The following is a 16038-nucleotide window of genomic DNA, read 5'->3' on the forward strand; positions in this document are numbered from 1 at the left end:
CGCCCCCGATCCGGCGTCGGACTGTCCGACGACGACACCAGCCGCGACAACCGCCGCGACCACGGCGGCGAGCCCTCTCACCACCGCGGCATGTCGCGCACGTCTCCTCACAAAAACTCTCCTCGCGTCGGGGACGACTCCCGGCCGGGGGCAGCGGAAACCGCAGCCGGCGGGGCAGGGCGACAAAAGCTGCCGCCCTGCCCCTTGTTCCCCGCAGGCGCACGCGAGGTTCCCGGCGAACCTCATCCCGTTGGAGACAGCCGCGGCTGGTCGACACTCACCCCAACCGCGCAGGAGCCGGCCACTCGGACCTGGCGCGCAGGGCCGGCTACGGCACCTGCCACGACCGGGGGTCATGCGCCGACACCAGGCGTCCCGACGACGGACACGTCGACGGGACCCACCCCCGCCCGGACGGCGTCACCGGCGCGACCACGCACGTGACGGGCAGGTGACAGCCGCCCCGGCAGGGTGGGCCGCACAACAGTCCGTGGCCTCCGCAGTGCTCGCGGAGCACCACCGACGAGAGGGGTCCCATGAGCCGTCTACTGATCGTCAGCAGGATCATCCCGGGCGCGGAGGGACGGGTGGCACAGATCTTCGCCGAGTCCGACGCCACCGAACTGCCCGCCCTCACCGGGGTCCGGCACCGGTCCCTGTACTGCCTGCACGACCTGTGCGTACACCTGATGGAGACCGCCGACGTGGACCCGGACGCCCTCGCCGGCGCCCGCAACCACCCGCTCTACCGCCAGGTCAACGAGCGCCTGTCCGCGCACACCACCCCGTACCTGCCGACCTGGCGCTCACCACGCGACGCGATCGCCGGCTGCTTCTACCGCTGGGACGCCGCCGACGCGCCGTCGTCGCACGCGGCCGGCTGAACGGCGGTCGCCATGTCACCCAGACCACCCCACGTCCTGATCATCGGGGCCGGCACCGGCGGCCTGTGCCTGGCCCACGGCCTGCGCCGGGCCGGGATCAGCGTCGCCGTCTACGAGCGCTACCGCACCCGCGGCGAGGGACTGCTCGGCTACCGCGTCGGCATCGGCCCCACCGGCAGCCGCGCCCTGCGCGAATGCCTGCCCCCACGGCTGTTCGACACCTACCTGGCCACCTGCGCCCGCTCCCCCCGCTACTTCAACGTCATCACCCAACGGATGCGCCAGACGGCCTCGTTCACCCTGCGGCCCGACACCGACCCAATCGACACCGAACGGTCCGTGGCCCGGATGACCCTGCGCCAGGTCCTGCTCACCGACATGGAGGACGTGGTCCACTTCGACAAGACCTTCACCCGGTACGAGCAACGCGACGACGGCACCGTGACCGCGCACTTCGCCGACGGCAGCACCGCCACCGGCGACCTCCTCGTCGCCGCCGACGGCACCCACTCCGCGGTACGCCGCCAGTACCTGCCGCACGCCGTCACCCGCGACGCCGGCACCGTCAACATCGCCACCCGCATCCCGCTCACCCCGCACACCCGCCGCCTGCTGCCCCCGCGCATCGAGCAGGGCATCTCCCTGATCTTCGGCACCGGCGGGATGATGGGCGTACTGCACGTCATGGAGTTCAAGTGGGACGCCGACGGCGCGCTGAAACCCGGCGTCGACCCCGCCGACGCCGCACTGCTGCGCGACTGGCCCGGGCTCCGCCACGACCCCACCCGCGACAACATCAACCTCGTCATCTGGAGCACCGCCCGCCGGTTCCCGCCCGACGTCCTGCAACGGCGCGGCGAGGACCTGGTCATGCTCGCGCTGCGACTCACCCGCAACTGGCACCCCCACCTGCGCGAACTGCTCGCCCACAGCGACCCGGGCAGCGCCCTGCCCATCAAGGTGTCCACCAGCGAACCGGTGCCGCCGTGGAAGAGCAGCACCGTCACCCTGCTCGGCGACGCCATCCACACCATGACACCGGGACGCGGGGTGGGCGCCAACACCGCACTGCGCGACGCCGCCCTGCTCAGCCGGCAGCTCCGGCTGGCCGCGGCCGGCGACAAGACGCTGCTCCAGGCGGTGGCCGACTACGAGGCCGCGATGGTGCCGTACGGCTTCGCCCGCGTCGCCGACTCGCTCAACCGCAGCGGCACCAACGGCGACGACCGGATGTACAAGCCGGTCGTCGGCCGGCTCGCGCTGCTGGGGGCGCGCGGATACTTCGGCGTCACCAGCCGGGTGCCCCGGCTGGCGCGCAAGTTCGTCAACGACTTCTACACCTACCGGGGCGAGGAGGACTGACCGTCCGACCCGGACCCCGGCGCCCGCCCGGCGCCGGGGTCGCCGCGTGCCCGCCCCCGATCCGGCCGCGCCGGACCGCCGCGCGGCGACGGTCCGTCGCCCGCCGGAAACTCCCGGTGCTCCCCCGTCCCACCACACCGCGAGCGACCGGTCCTGCCTGTCGCCCGCACGGAGCGTGTGCGAAGCTGCGGCGAGTTTTTCTCGGAGTTTCGACGTGAACGAGAGGGAGGTTTGCCGTGGCGTGGTCTTTCGGGCACTGGCTGATACTGATCGTGGCCCTGCTGGTGGGTCTGGCGGGCGGATGGTTCTGGCGGGGCCGGCAGGACGCGGCCGCCGAGCACGGCGCGCCCACGGTGGAGGGTGACCCGGTCGCCGGCATGACCGCCGTGGTGGTCGACCCGCCGCCCACCGCCACCACCGACGAGGCGCGCCCGGAGGTGACCGTCGACCGGGCCCCCGACGCCGTCGCCGACCCCGTTCCCGCCGCCGACACCGTCCCGTCGGACACCGACGCCGCCCCGGTCACCGTCGTCGTGACCGACGCCGAGCGCGCCGACGAGGTCGACCCGGCCGACATGGCGCTCACCGGCGACCCGGTGCCGGCGCCCGACGCCGACCCCGTGACCACCGCCGCGCCGCTCGACACCGCCACCGACCGCCGGCCGGACGCCGAGGTCGTGCTGCCGGCCGCGGCCCACGTGACCGGTCCCGTCGACCACCACCCGGCCGAGGAGCCGGCCACCGCCGCGGAGCCGGTCGCCACCGCCGCGGAGCCGGTCGCCGCCGCCGAGCCGGAGCCGGTCGCGGCTACCGAGCCGGAGCCCGTCGCGGCCACCGAGCCGCAGCCCGTCGCCGCCACCGAGCCGGAGCCCGTCGCGGCCACCGAGCCGGAGCCGGTCCGGGCGGCCGCCACCCCGGCCGAGCCCGAACCCGTCGCCGCCGAGCCGGAGCCCGTCGCGGCCACCCCGGCCGGGCCGGAGTCGGCGCCGGCGTCGACCGACGTGCCCGCCGGGCCGGTGGTCGTGCCCGCGGCGCGCAGCGCGGTGGCCGCCCCGCCGGCGCCGAGCACGGACGACGCGGACACCCCCGACGACTTCCGCCGGATCCAGGGCGTCGGCCCGAAGATGGCGGCGGCGCTGCAGGCCGCCGGCATCCGTACGTACCGGCAGCTCGCGGAGCTGGACGAGGCCGCCCTGCGGGAGACGATCCGGGGGGCCGGGCTGCGGGCCGCGCCGAGCCTCGCGACCTGGCCGCAGCAGGCGAAGGTGCTCGCCGGCGCCCCGCAGGAGGCGGCCGCCGCCCTGCCGGCCGCCGTGGGCGCCGACGACGCCTGACCCAGGGGCCGCCGCCCTGCCGGCGGCGGTGCCGGGTGGCCCTCCCCCGCGAGCCGGGGACGGCGCCACGACACGACATGACATGACATGACCCCGATGTCCCCGACGTCGCGGCGTCCCGCTCCCCGGGATGCCGCGACGTCGGGCGTCCGGCCGCTCAGCCGACGCAACCCCGCGCGCCGGGCCGCACCCCCGGCCGGCGCGCCCCGGCCCGATCGTGCGCCCCGGCCACGTCGGCCCTCACCGCCGCCGGGCAGGCGTACGCGAGCACGTCGCCCGGACGTCGATCACGACTGGTGCTGTCTTGAGCCGGCCACCACGGGCCCGCTCCGGGACCCGGTCACACCAGCGCTCCCGCGTACGTCCGGACCTCCAGGCGCCGGCCGGCGGCGGGGCCGAGCCGCACCTGGAGGCCGAGCGGCGCGGCGGCCCGACGCACGTCGTCGACGTGCAGCGAGCCGTGCCGGTCGACGGTGAGCACCGGCGGCTCCTCCGGCTCGCCGGCCGGGGCGTGGAACGACAGCAGCGTCACCGAGGTCGGCAGGTGCCCGGGGTGCGCGGCCCGCGCCGCCGCCTCGTCCCGGTGCGCGAGCACCACCAGGTCGTCGAGGTGGGCGAAGTCCTCGGCGACGCCCTCGGCCTTCCAGTGCGCCGGCTCCTCCGCGGCCCCCGTGCGGTGCCGGGAACGGTTCGCCGAGGTGATGTAGAGGTGGTCCACCCCGGTCTCGGCGACCACCCGCTCGAAGAACGCGTTCGACGGGCAGGCCAACCCCGGCGCGATCACCTGCGTGGTGCGTACGCCCCGGTCGCGCCGGGTGAGGTGGGCGGGCAGCCGGTCGACGGCCGGGCCGCGGAAGCCGAACGGGCCCGCGCCGTAGAGGACGCCCATCAGCTGCCGCACCCGGCCCTCGGGCAGCCGGCGCGGCACCCGCGACCAGTCGAACATCGCCGGGATCCGCCGGAAGGCGGTGGTGATGCTGCCGATCTGGTCGGCGGGGCGGCCCTTCGCGACGTTGACCCGACGCACGGTGGCCGTGTCCGGGCGGGCCACGACGGCGTAGAAGTTGCCGAAGGCCACCGCGACCACCGCGCCCCCGGCCAGCGCGCGGGCCGCCACGGCGACGTCCTCGAGGCGGTCGATGTACAGGTGCGGGGCCTCCATGGTGTCCTCCTGCGCCGTGCCCTGACGCAGTTCTACGCCCGCCGGGCCACCGTGCGGGGCCGTCGGTCGCCGATCCGATAGCGCACCGGCAGGGGCGGGCGGCCCGCACAGCCCTCCGGGGGCTGTCGAACGGCGGATCCGGGGTGGTCGATCGGCGGCGTCGTTAGCCGTTCATCGCGACTGGGTACAACGTCCTGCACCTCGAACCACCACACCCTTTGCGGAGGCAGCGATGCGCGGCACGTCGATATTCGGAGTCCTCGTCGTCATCTGGCTGATCATCGGCGCGGTCGCCGCCGGCCAGCGCGGCTACTACAGCGGTGACGACACCAACTGCGCCGAGGCCGGCACGATCCTGGTGACCATCGTCGCCGGGCCGCTGAACTACATCGGCGCCAACCCCAAGGTCGACTGCGAGCTGCCCCAGCCGTCCGAGTAGGACCGCGCTTCCCCCGGCCCGCGCCCACTGCGGCGCGGGCCGATCCGTGTCCGTACGCCGCTCGGCACGTCGGCCTCTCCCGCCGGAGTCCCGGCCGCACGCCCCGGCCGGCGGGGTCTCCCGTGCGCCGCCGCGCGTGGCGGGGGTGACGGCCCGCACCACGCGTAGGGCATCCTAGGAGGCTGGGGTTGTTGGCCGCGCCGGCGGCCACGGCGGGTCGCCCAGGGGCGACGTTTGCCGGCGGGGGCGGCGGGAACGGGCGTTGCTCCACCGCCGCACGGGACGGGAGCACCGGGATGAAGATCGGCTACAAGCTGGCCGCGGAGGGGTACGGACCGCAGGAGATGATCCGCCAGGCGGTCCGCGCCGAGCAGGCGGGCTTCGACTTCGTCGAGATGAGCGACCACTTCCACCCGTGGCTGGACGTGCAGGGGCACTCGTCGTTCGCCTGGAGCGTGCTGGCGGCGATCGCGGCGCGGACCGACACCCTCGGCCTCGCCACCGGGGTCACCTGCCCGACCGTCCGGTACCACCCGGCGATCATCGCGCAGGCCGCGGCGACCATGGCGCTGATCTCCGACGGTCGCTTCACCCTCGGCGTCGGAGCCGGCGAACGACTCAACGAGCACGTGGTCGGGCAGGGCTTCCCCAGCGTGCGGGGCCGGCACGAGCGGCTGCGCGAGGCGCTGGAGATCATCCGGCTGCTCTGGCAGGGCGGCTACCAGTCGTACGAGGGCAAGCACCTGCAGTTGGAGGACGCCCGCGTCTTCGACCTGCCGGACACCCCGCCGGTGATCGCGGTGGCGGCCAGCGGGCGGGCCTCGGCGACGATGGCCGCGGAACTCGGCGACGGCCTGTTCGTCACCGAGCCGAAGGAGTCGATCGTCGCGCACTACCGCGAGGCGGGCGGCGGCGGTCCCCGCTACGCCGAGGTGCCGATGGCCTGGGCCCCCGACGACGCGCAGGCGGTACGCGCGGTGCTGGAGACCAGCCGCTGGATGGTCACCGGGTGGAAGGTGATGAGCGAGCTGCCCAACCCGGTCAACTTCGACGCCGCCAGCGCGTACGTCGAGGAGCGGCACATCCGCGAACTCTTCTCGGTCGGCCCGGATCCGGAGGCGCACGTGGCGAAGGTCCGCTCCTACGTCGAGGCGGGCTACGACCACATCGTGCTGCAGAACGCCGGCCCCGACCCGGACGGCTTCCTCGACTTCTTCGCCGGTGACCTCGCCGGCCGGCTGCGCGCCCTCGGCTGAGCCGCCGTCGGGCGAGCGTGAAGGGGCGCCGGGGCGACGACGGAACGCGGGCACGCGTCGAGGGGCGCACCCCGCCCCGCCGCGACGATCACGAGGATCGTCGGAGGCGGGACGGGATGCGCCCCTCGCCGACGGTGTGCCGCGCTCCCCCCTACGGGCGGTGGTCGGCCGAGCGAGCGCCCGACCGACCACCGGCGACCGGCCGTCAGCGGAAGCAGTGGGTCACCGGGACCCGGCTGCCCTCGCAGTTGGTGGGTTCGTTGTCGATGATGTCGGTCTCGTCGTCGATCTTGACCCGCGCCTTGTCGGCGAAGAGCCCGCCCGGCTTCACCGTGGCGGCGTTGTCGACCACGCGGCTGGCGTAGAACGAGACCTGGCCCAGCGACACGAACACGCCGCCGCCCTTCGACGCGGCGCCGACCGCGTGGTTCCGGTCGACGTCGCTGCGGCGCACCAGCAGGTTCGACTTCACGGCGTGGATCCCGCCGCCCGAGCCCCGGGCGGTGTTGCCCGCCACGACGCTGTCGTCCAGCGGCAGCAGGCCCTGGAAGGTGGAGATGCCGCCGCCGTTGCCGGTGGCGGTGTTGTCGCGCACCTGCAGGCCGCGCAGGAAGATCAGGGCGTCCGAGTTGGCGATGCCGCCACCGGTCTGGGCGGTGTTGCCGAGCACCTTGGTGTCGGCCACCCTGGTCCGGGCCGAGAAGCTGGCGATGCCGCCGCCCTGCGCCGCGTTGTTGTGCGCGAAGGTGCTCTTGTGCACCTCGGCCGCGCCCCGGTAGTTCCCGAGGCCCCCGCCGTACGCGACGGCGCTGTTGTCCCGGAACTCCGACGTGCGCAGACTCAGCACACCGCCGTTGAGCAGGCCCCCGCCCTTGCCCGCGGTGCCGGCGGCGTGGTTGTCGACGAACGTGCTGTCGGCGACCACCATGTTGCCGTCGTTGAAGATCCCGCCGCCGCCCCCCTCCGCCGAGAGGGAGGTGCTGCCGACGACCGTGATGCGCTCGACCACGGCGGACGCGCCGTGCACGACGTGGATGCTGCCGCCCTCGGCGGCCGAGAGGCCGTTGCGCAGCACGACGTCGGAGAGGTTCAGCTCCCCGCCGTCGCGGACGGTGAAGAACCGGAACGCCTCGGCGTGCGCGTCCCGGACGATGGTGGCGCCCTCTCCCCGGATGGTGATCGGGTGGTAGATGACGGGCAGGCCGGCCTTGTCGTGCTGCGGGTTGCGCGGTGGCGCCTCGGCGTCGCCCGGGTTCTCCGCGCTGTCGGCCGCCTCCCGGGCGTCCCGGATCCCGCCGTCGTAGTCGTCGGGCTGCTGGAACGCGTGCGTGAGCTCGTACCGGCACTTCGGGGCGAGCCGCAGGTCGGCGCCGCCCTCGGCGTTGGCCCGGACCAGCGCGGCGATCAGCTTCCCCGGGTCGCACGGCACCGGGACCTCCCCGCGGTGCCCGGGCCGGGGCCCCCGGTCCGGGTGCCGGTCGCCGTCCTCCCCGCCGCCGCGGTGCTCGCCGGCGAAGTCGCCGGAGTGCCACGGGCCGAGGTCGGCGCGGCGCTGCTCGCGGAGGTCGTCGCGGTGCCCCGCGCCGGGGTCGTCGCCGCGCAGCACCAGGGACCGCGCGTCCGAGGCGGCGGGCAGGTCCGCGGCCACCGCGGCGGCGCCCGCCGTCCCGGCCATCCCGGCCACCAGGCTGCCCGCGACGAGCCCACCGGCTAAGAACCACCGGGACCGCCGCCTGGCTCGTGCCGGTCGCCGGCTCCCTCGATACGTCGACATCAGGCTTCCCCTGCCTTTCGCGTGCACGACACGACCGCCCCGATCCGGGCGCGGGGTGGCGGACATCCCGTCGGCCTCCGAAGGTCACGATACGAGCGAAACTCGGGCAAGTCAGTCGAAGATGAAGAAACGTAGTGTTCACCTTCGAGGAAGGCGTAGACCGGGTCGAACGGCCCCGTACCGGCACGCGCCGCCGCGTCAGCCGCCGACGTGGATGCCCGGCCGGCGGGTCGGGTCCGGCTCGGACTTGCGCAGGATCTCCCGGACCACCGGCGGCGTGTCGCCCCGGCCGAGGATGAGGTAGCGCAGCAGGTGCGCGAGGGGATTCCCCTCGGACCACTCGAAGTGGGCGTGCGGGCGGACGCCGGTGGCGTCGCGCAGCGCCAGCAGGATCGCCGCGATCGCGTTCGGCGCCGCCGGGCTGCTGGCCCGCAGCACCCGGAAGCCGCCGACCTCCACGCCGTGCACCCGTAGCACCTCACTGAACTTCGACGGGTCGACCACGTCGATCTCCAGGAAGAGGACGTCGCCCTCGCCGGGGACCGGGTTCATCCCCCGCTGCGCCCGCTCCTTGACCGTGTACTCCTTCACGGCGCCGCGGGCCCGCTTGTGGGCGATGAGGTGCAGCCGGCCGTCGTGCGCCAGCGAATCGGCGATGAACCGCCGCGCCGGCTCGTCGAACTCGATCCGCTCCGCGCGCAGCTCGGTGGTCCGGCTCACCCGCGAGATCAGCGAGACGGCGATGATGCCGAGGATGAACAGGGCCGAGATGGTGATGCCGTCCGGCTTGGCGATCACGTTCTCGGCCAGGGCGTACAGCAGGACGAGGGTGAGCACGGCGAAGCCGACGGCGGCGGCGCGCTCCCGGCGGCGGATCGCGGAGATGGTGACCGCCACGGCGGCGGAGACCATCATGGCGAGGATCCCGGTGGCGTACGCGCCGGCCTGGTCGTTGACGTCGGCCCGGAAGACCACGGTGATCGCGACGCTGACGAGGGTGTAGACGATCACGACCGGCCGCACCGCCCGCGCCCACTCCGGCGCCATGCCGTAGGTGGGCAGGTAGCGGGGCACGATGTTGATCAGGCCGGCCATCGCGGAGGCGCCGGCGAACCAGAGGATCAGCGCGCTGCTGACGTCGTAGACGGTGCCGAATGCCTCGCCGACGTGCTCGTGGGCGAGGTACGCCAGCGCCCGGCCGTTGGCTTCCCCGCCCGGCGCGAACTCACCGGCGGGGATCAGCACCGTGGTGACCAGTGAGGTCGAGACCAGGTAGACCGACATGACCAGCGCGGCGGTGGCCAGCATCCGGCGGGTGTTGCGGATCCGCGCCGCCAGCCGGGCCTCGCGGTCGGCGCCCTTGCCGGCCACCAGCGGCATCATGCTGACCCCGGTCTCGAAGCCGGAGAGCCCGAGCACCAGCAGCGGAAAGGCCAGCACGGCGGTCAGCGCCACGTCGCCGGGGTCGCCGCCCGCGGTCAGCGCGGCGGTCCAGTCCGCCAGCGTCCCCGGCTCCGCCGCGATCTCGGCCACCGAGACCGCGACGATCACCGCGTTCAGCGCCAGGAAGACGGCGACGAGCGGGATGGCCACCGCCACCGCCTCGCGGAAGCCGAGCAGGAAGACCCCGCCCAGGACCAGCAGCAGCACGACGGTGACGCCGACGGCGACGCCGGTGCCGCCGACGCCCTCGGGCACCAGCGGGTTCTCCAGCAGGTGCACGGTGGCGTCGGCCGAGGAGAGGGTGATCGTGATGATCCAGGAGGTGGCCACGAAGCCGAGCAGGACCAGCACGAAGACCTTGCCGCGCCAGAACGGCAGCAGCCGCTCCAGCATCGCCACCGAGCCCTGCCCGTGCGGGCTCTCCCGGGCCACCCGCCGGTACATCGGCAGCATCCCGAGCAGGGTCAGCGCGACGATCAGCAGGGTGGCCAGCGGGGAGAGCGCCCCGGCCGCCAGCGCCGCGATCCCGGGCAGGTACGACAGGGTGGAGAAGTAGTCCACGCCGGTCAGGCACATGACCTGCCACCAGGCGTGCGAGCGGGTCTGGCCCTCCGCCGCCTCCGGGCCCACCGGCTGCACCCGGTGCAGGAACAGCCACCGGCGCAGCGGGCTGAGCGGGGCGGCCGGCCGGCTGGGGCTGGCCACGACCTCCGGGACGGCGACCGGGCGGCCGTTGCGGCCGCCGGGACGGGTGGGGTCGCGCGCGGCGCGCAGGTCCCGCCCGGGGCCGGCGGGCGGCGGGCGGCGGCCGCGCGTGCGCCGCGGTCTCGCCCCGTGCTCGTCAGCCATGCCCCGTCCCCACCACCTAGCGGCCCTGACCCGACCGTAGGCGGTCCCCCGCCGGCCGCCCGCCGGAACGGCGAACCCGGTGCCCCGTGCCCCACCCACCAGGCAGGAAAGCCTTCCGCCGCGGCGGCTGATGTCGCAGACGATTCAGCTCGACAGCCCCGGCGGGGACAGCGCCGCGGCCAGGGCCGCCGGGTCGGCGACGGTCACGGTCGCACCCGGGTGCCGGAGCCGGCCGCCGGGCAGCAGGGCGAGCAGCGGCTCGGCGAGACGGAGGCAGAGCCCGGCCGCCGTGCCGACACCCCCGGGCCGGCGGGTCCGCGCGGCGACGGCGGCCCGGGACGCGTCCCCGCGCTCCGCCTGGTTGCCGGTGCGGAGCGCGGGGACCCCCCGTCCCGGCTACTGCAGGAACGCCCCGAGGGGCGAGAGCAGCAGCCGACCGAGCGCCGCGGCGGTGTCGTCCAGCCGCGCGCGCTCACACTCGTGGGCGGCCGGGTCGTGCCGGCACCGCCAGATCTTCTGCGCGTTGCGCCACGCGACGTCGCGCGTGTACTCGACCAGTTCCCCCTGGTACCAGTCGTCGATGTCGCCGTTGAGCATGTCGATGAGCAGCTGCCAGCGCTCCAGGTAGCCGCGCCGCAGGCCGGGGATCTTGTCGGCGAAGATGTTGTTGATCTCCAGGTAGTCGCGGTGCTGGTCGGTGCCGTCGACCGGCTCCGACTCCAGGCTGTCGAACGTGGTCACCAGCGCGAACGGCAGGTCGAAGTTGATGTGCGCGTTCACCCCGGCGGCCGCCGACGGCAGCGGGCGGGCGTCCGGCCCCCGCATCCGCTCGAACAGGCACGCCCACGCCTTCGGCGTGCCCGGGCTGGAATCGGTCCACAGCCGCATCGCGTCGAAGTAGCGGGCGGCGAACTCCACGTCGAGCCGCGACAGGAACACCGGGTCGGAGAAGCGGTCGTCGTAGAGCCCGTTCAGCACGCTCTCGGTGATCGTCAGGTAGAGCTTGTTGAAGTCGGCCAACGGGCAGCTCGCCTCCAGCGGAGGCAGCCGGACCAGCAGGTCCTGGAGCTTGGTGAGGTGGTCGACGACCGCCGGCACGTCGGCGGGGTGGTCGCCGAGCAGGTCGACGATGTCCCGATGCACGGGCCCCCACACCGGTTCCGTCATCTCTCCTCCACAGTGGTCCGGGCACCCCGTGCCGTCGGCGACGCCGCACACTCTGCCAGCCGACGGCGGGCGGCCGGATCAGTAGAACGACGTATCCGTACGCGCGCCTCAGCCGGGCCGGTTACGCAGGAAGATGGCGCTGGCCTGCACCCGGGTGCGGACCTGGAGCTTGTCGAAGATGTGCGAGACGTGCACGCCGATGGTCCGCTCGCTGATGAACAGCCGCTGGCCGATCTCCCGGTTCGTCAGACCCTCGGCGACGGCGGCGAGCACCTCCCGCTCCCGGGCGGTCAGCACCGCCAGCTCGTCCCCCTCGGGACCGGCAGCCGGCGCGGCGGCGGCCGGCCGGTCCTCCAGCGACACCCGCGCCCGGCCCGCGAGGGTCCGGATCTCCGAGGTCAACGGCACGGCGCCGAGCCCCTGCGCCACCTGGTACGCCTGCCGCAGCAGCTTGCCCGCCGTGGCGCTGCGGCTGCGCCGCGCCAGCAGCGCCTCGGCCTGGCGCAGCCGGGAGTAGGCCGCCGGATAGGGGTGGTGGCGCCGGTCCCACTGCGCCACCGACCGGGCCCACAGCTCCGGGTCGCTGACGTCGAGGCGGCTCACCTCGGCGGCGCACAGCGCCAGGAAGCCGTCGACCACGTCGCGCACCGGCCGGGCGGCGTGCTCGCTCTTGCGGGCGACCCGCTCGGCGACCTCCCGCAGCCGGCGCACCGCGGTCTCGTCCACGGCGATCGTCCGGCTGGCGTGCGCCTCCGCCTCGGCCCGCAGGCCGTGCCACACCAGCGCGGCCAGGATGCCCACGTCGTCGGAGCGGCTCTCGGTCAGGCCCCGCTGCACCGCCTGCCGGGCGAGGTCGTGCCGCCCCTGCCACATGGCCAGCCCCGCCCGCAGGGTGAGCAGCGGGATCACGTGCCGCGCCCCGCCGCCGGCGAGCACGGTGGCCACCGCGTCCAGGTCGCGGTCGGCGGCCTCGATGTCGCCGTAGCCCACCGACAGCCGGCAGCGGGCCAGCAGCAGCTCGACCGCGTCCGCGCCGGAGGGTCGGTGCCGCAGGGCCGCCGCGACGACCTTCTCCGCCTCCGCCCACTGGCCCACCCGGAACAGCCCGTTGGTGGCGATCGCCAACAGCCGGGTCTCCCAGGTGCGGCCCAGGCCCAGCTCGGCCACCCGCTCGGCACCCCGCCGGGCGACGACGACGCCCTCCTCGAGCACGTTCAGCGGCCCGGTCAGCAGCTCGGCCAGGTGCAGGTACGCGCAGGCCACGTCCTCGGGGCGGCCGGAGCGCTCGGCCGTCTCCAGCGCCCGGCGCATCACCGCCAGCCCCGCGTCCGGGTCCTCCAGGTACGCCTCGGAGAACCCGAGCGCCGCGCTGGCCAGCACCACCTCCGACGTGGAGCCCTCGACCGCGGCGGACAGCTCCAGCGCCTCCCGCGCCCGCCGGCCGGCGTCGGCGTACCGGCCGAGGTGCAGCAGCAGCTCCGCCAGGTGCGCGGCGGCGGTGGCCCGTTCCCGGGGCGTGCAGTCGGGGGCCTCCAGGGCGCGCTGGTATTCCGCCTCGGCGAGCGCCGACCGGCCGGCGGCGGCCAGGTAGCGGGCCCGCCGGATGTGCAGCGCGCAGGACGGCCGGTCGGCGTCGGCCAGTTCCTCGAGCAGGGCCAGCGCGCGGGCGTGCTCGCCACAGTGGTGGGCTGCCTCGGCGGCGTGCTCCAGCAGGGTCACCCGGTCCACGTCCGGCGGGCGCATGCCGGGCCCGCCGGCCAGCTGCAACGCGACCGACCAGTGCCGGTGCGCCTCGGCCCAGCCGTGCAGCCGCTCGGCCTCGCGGGCGGCCGCCATGGCCGCCGGCAGCGCCCGCGCCGGCTCGCCGGCCAGCCGCCAGTGGTGCGCCAGGCGGGCCTGGTGCAGCTCCGCCGGGGCCGAGGTGAGCGCCTCGGCGTAGCGGCGGTGCAGGGCCGCGCGCTCGGCCGGCAGCAGCTCGTGCTCCAGCACCTCGGCGACCAGCCGGTGCCGCAGCCGGTAGCCGTCGTCCGCGCCGACCAGCAGCCGGTGGGCGACGGCGGCGCGGACCGCCTCGATCAGCTCGTCCTCGGGCAGCCGCGTCACCCGCGCCAGCAGCCAGTGCGCCACCGGCTCGACGCCGGCCGCCACCGCGTGCACCACCGCGTGCGCGTGCTGCGGCAGCGCGTCGACCCGGGCCAGGAAGATCTCGCGCAGCGTGTCGGAGAGCCCGTCGCGGCCGTCGCGCAGGTCGCGGGCCAGCTCCTCCACCACGAAGGGGTTGCCGCCGCTGCGCTGCCACACCAGCTCCGCCGCCTCGGGCGCCAGCGGCCGGCCGACCACCGCGGCGGCGAGCTGGTCGGTGCCGGCCCGGTCGAGCGGAGCCAGGTCGAGCACCCGCACCGTACGCAGCCGGCGCAGCTCCGTGAGCACCCGGCGCAGCGGGTGCGCGCCCTGCAACGACTCGGCCCGCACCGCGGCGAGCACGGAGAGTTGAAGGTCACCGAGGCCGGCGAGCAGGTAGAGCAGCAACTGGCGGGTGCTGCGGTCGACCCACTGGAGGTCGTCCAGGACCAGCACGAGCGGGCGCCCCTCGGCGATCAGGTGCAGCCCCCGGGAGACCCGCTCCAGCAGTGCCCCCGCGCCGTCCGGGCCGGCGGTCTCGTCGACGAACACCCGCAGGAGGCTGCGGACCGCCGAAGAGGTCCGGGCCTGGGCACCGGTCAGCTCGGCGTCGAAGCGGCGCAGCGCCTGCAGCAGGGGGTGCAGCGGCGACGCGTCGCCGATGTCCAGACAGGACCCGGTGAGCACCAGGGCGCCCGCGTCGCGCAGCCGGTTGCTCACCTCGCGCAGCAGCCGCGTCTTGCCCACCCCGCTCTCGCCGGTGAGGAAGACGGCAGCGGTGTGCCCCTGTGCGACCTCGCCGAGCAGCGCGGACCGCACCGCTGTCACCAGGTCGGCCCGGCCGACGAGCGGTGCGGCGTCCACATCGCTGGCCATGGCACGCAGCCTAGTCACACGTCCCCGCACCGTTCTACGGGTCTTTCGCCCCTGTGGTACTCCTCGCGCCGACATCGCGACCAAAGGTTGGGGGTGGCCGACATACGTCGTTCTGCAGATCCCCCGTCGGCCCCGCGGTGACAGTGTCCGAGGCGTCGTCAGCCAGCGGGGGGAAAGGCAGGTGCGATGCCCATGCCCATGCCCACGCCCACCATCGTCGCTGGTCCACAACGTGTCGCGCCGGCAGGCTGGCCGGTGCCGGAGGAGAGACGCACGGTCACCGTGCTGTTCGCCGACATCGTCGGGTCCACCGCGCTCGTCGACAGGCTCGACCCCGAGGACGTGCGTGCCCTGCAACGGGCCTACTTCGACACCGTGGCCGGGGTGCTGCGCCGGTGGCACGGGGTGGTCGAGAAGTACATCGGCGACGCGGTCATGGCGCTGTTCGGGGCCCGCGAGTCCGACGGGTTCGACGCGTACCGGGCGGTGCGGGCGGCGCTGGAGATCCAGCGGGCCCTCGACCGGCGCCGGCTGCCCGGCACGCCGCGGCTGCGGGTCCGGGTCGGCATCGCCACCGGCGAGGCGCTGGTGGACCTCGCCGCGACGCACGACGGCGGGCACGCCTCGGCCAGCGGCGCGGTGATCACCACCGCCGCCCGATTGCAGGAGTACGCCCCGCCGGGCGGGGTGGCGCTCTGCGATGCCACCCGACGGGCCACCGCGGGGCTGATCGACCAGCGCCCCGTACCGCCGGTGGCCCTCGCGGGAAAGGCGCTGCCGGTCGACGTGTGGCACGCCACCGGCACGGCCCGGCCGGCCCCGGTCCGGCACGAGGGTCCGCTGGTCGGGCGGCGGCGGGAGCTGGCCGCGGCCCGGGATCTGATCGTCCGGGCCGCGCGGGACCGCAGCCCGCGCTGGCTGTCGCTGGTCGGCCCCGCCGGCAGCGGGCGCAGCCGGCTGCTGCACGAGTTGCGGCGCGCGGTGGCGACGGTGGACGACGTGCCGGTGCGCTGGTGCGTCGCGCCCTGCCCGCCGTACCCGCGGGCCCTGGCGCCCGTCGCGGACCTGGTGCGCGGGCTCGCCGGCCTCGACCCGGACGACCCGCCCGCGGCGGTACGCCGGCGGCTCACCGCCGCCCTCGCGGGCCTGGTGCCGCCGGCCGGCCGGACCGAGGCGGTGTACGCGCTGGAGGAGCTGCTGACCGGGCCGGACGCCTCGCGCGGTGCGGCGCGGGGCGCCGAGGTGGCGCGGGAGGCGCTGCTGGCGCTCGCCGCTCGGCAGCCGGTGGTGGTGGCGGTGGACGATCTCGACCGGGGCACCGGCGAGCTGAACCGCTTCCTGCACCGGCTCTTCGCGGCGGCCACCGCGCGC

11 protein-coding genes are annotated in these 16038 nt (G+C 75.3%); 6 read left to right on the plus strand and 5 right to left on the minus strand.

Going from position 1 to position 16038, the window contains the following annotated elements; translation table 11 throughout:
* The first annotated feature begins 536 nt into the window (after positions 1–536).
* From ACSNOB_RS12630 to ACSNOB_RS12640, 3 genes are all read left to right on the plus strand, one after another.
* Positions 537–884 (plus strand): TcmI family type II polyketide cyclase, encoded by a 348-nt coding sequence (locus tag ACSNOB_RS12630; protein WP_436686833.1) that lies wholly within the window; start codon positions 537–539, stop codon positions 882–884.
* Between the two features lie 12 nt (positions 885–896).
* Entirely contained in the window at positions 897–2246 is a 1350-nt protein-coding gene (locus ACSNOB_RS12635) for an FAD-dependent oxidoreductase (protein ID WP_436686834.1), read from the plus strand.
* A gap of 236 nt (positions 2247–2482) precedes the next feature.
* Positions 2483–3580, plus strand: a complete 1098-nt coding sequence (locus ACSNOB_RS12640) for a helix-hairpin-helix domain-containing protein (protein WP_436686835.1) — start codon at positions 2483–2485, stop codon at positions 3578–3580.
* A 340-nt stretch (positions 3581–3920) separates the two neighbouring features.
* Here ACSNOB_RS12640 and ACSNOB_RS12645 read toward each other — a convergent pair whose 3' ends face one another.
* Positions 3921–4742 carry a hypothetical protein gene (locus tag ACSNOB_RS12645; RefSeq protein WP_436686836.1) on the minus strand — a complete coding sequence of 274 codons (822 nt, stop codon included), beginning with the start codon at positions 4740–4742 and terminating at the stop codon, positions 3921–3923.
* 232 nt (positions 4743–4974) lie between these two features.
* Between ACSNOB_RS12645 and ACSNOB_RS12650 the strand changes: the two genes are divergently transcribed.
* Together ACSNOB_RS12650 and ACSNOB_RS12655 are read left to right on the plus strand one after the other, a co-directional pair.
* Positions 4975–5181, plus strand: coding sequence for a hypothetical protein (locus tag ACSNOB_RS12650; RefSeq protein WP_091095227.1), 207 nt, complete (start codon positions 4975–4977; stop codon positions 5179–5181).
* A gap of 296 nt (positions 5182–5477) precedes the next feature.
* Positions 5478–6437, plus strand: coding sequence for a TIGR03557 family F420-dependent LLM class oxidoreductase (locus ACSNOB_RS12655; protein WP_436686837.1), 960 nt, complete (start codon positions 5478–5480; stop codon positions 6435–6437).
* Positions 6438–6642: 205 nt separating this feature from the next.
* Here the strand turns inward: ACSNOB_RS12655 and ACSNOB_RS12660 are convergent, their stop codons facing one another.
* The 4 genes from ACSNOB_RS12660 to ACSNOB_RS12675 all read right to left on the minus strand — a co-directional run bounded on the left by ACSNOB_RS12660 (position 6643) and on the right by ACSNOB_RS12675 (position 14667).
* A complete protein-coding gene (locus ACSNOB_RS12660; RefSeq protein ID WP_436686838.1) occupies positions 6643–8211 on the minus strand; it encodes a hypothetical protein in 1569 nt (522 codons plus the stop codon).
* 198 nt (positions 8212–8409) lie between these two features.
* The gene (locus ACSNOB_RS12665; RefSeq protein ID WP_436686839.1) at positions 8410–10503 is read right to left on the minus strand and encodes an amino acid transporter; all 2094 of its coding nucleotides are present in this window, start codon (positions 10501–10503) and stop codon (positions 8410–8412) included.
* A 396-nt stretch (positions 10504–10899) separates the two neighbouring features.
* On the minus strand, positions 10900–11670 hold the full coding sequence (locus ACSNOB_RS12670) for a DUF5995 family protein (protein WP_436686840.1): 771 nt from the start codon (positions 11668–11670) through the stop codon (positions 10900–10902).
* Positions 11671–11778: 108 nt separating this feature from the next.
* Positions 11779–14667 (minus strand): helix-turn-helix transcriptional regulator, encoded by a 2889-nt coding sequence (locus ACSNOB_RS12675; RefSeq protein ID WP_436686841.1) that lies wholly within the window; start codon positions 14665–14667, stop codon positions 11779–11781.
* 192 nt (positions 14668–14859) lie between these two features.
* Between ACSNOB_RS12675 and ACSNOB_RS12680 the strand changes: the two genes are divergently transcribed.
* A partial coding sequence (locus ACSNOB_RS12680; protein WP_436686842.1) for an adenylate/guanylate cyclase domain-containing protein occupies positions 14860–16038 on the plus strand: 1179 nt, incomplete at its 3' end.

The organism is Micromonospora sp. URMC 106 (assembly GCF_051386395.1).
Taxonomy (GTDB): Bacteria; Actinomycetota; Actinomycetes; order Mycobacteriales; family Micromonosporaceae; genus Micromonospora.

Excerpts from the sequence above, each read along its gene's own strand:
- ACSNOB_RS12665 (WP_436686839.1), bottom strand. The coding sequence starts at position 10,503 with ATGGCTGACGAGCACGGGGCGAGACCGCGGCGCACGCGCGGCCGCCGC.
- ACSNOB_RS12675 (WP_436686841.1), bottom strand. The coding sequence starts at position 14,667 with ATGGCCAGCGATGTGGACGCCGCACCGCTCGTCGGCCGGGCCGACCTG.
- ACSNOB_RS12630 (WP_436686833.1), top strand. The coding sequence starts at position 537 with ATGAGCCGTCTACTGATCGTCAGCAGGATCATCCCGGGCGCGGAGGGA.
- ACSNOB_RS12650 (WP_091095227.1), top strand. The coding sequence starts at position 4,975 with ATGCGCGGCACGTCGATATTCGGAGTCCTCGTCGTCATCTGGCTGATC.
- ACSNOB_RS12670 (WP_436686840.1), bottom strand. The coding sequence starts at position 11,670 with ATGACGGAACCGGTGTGGGGGCCCGTGCATCGGGACATCGTCGACCTG.
- ACSNOB_RS12655 (WP_436686837.1), top strand. The coding sequence starts at position 5,478 with ATGAAGATCGGCTACAAGCTGGCCGCGGAGGGGTACGGACCGCAGGAG.
- ACSNOB_RS12635 (WP_436686834.1), top strand. The coding sequence starts at position 897 with ATGTCACCCAGACCACCCCACGTCCTGATCATCGGGGCCGGCACCGGC.
- ACSNOB_RS12660 (WP_436686838.1), bottom strand. The coding sequence starts at position 8,211 with ATGTCGACGTATCGAGGGAGCCGGCGACCGGCACGAGCCAGGCGGCGG.
- ACSNOB_RS12645 (WP_436686836.1), bottom strand. The coding sequence starts at position 4,742 with ATGGAGGCCCCGCACCTGTACATCGACCGCCTCGAGGACGTCGCCGTG.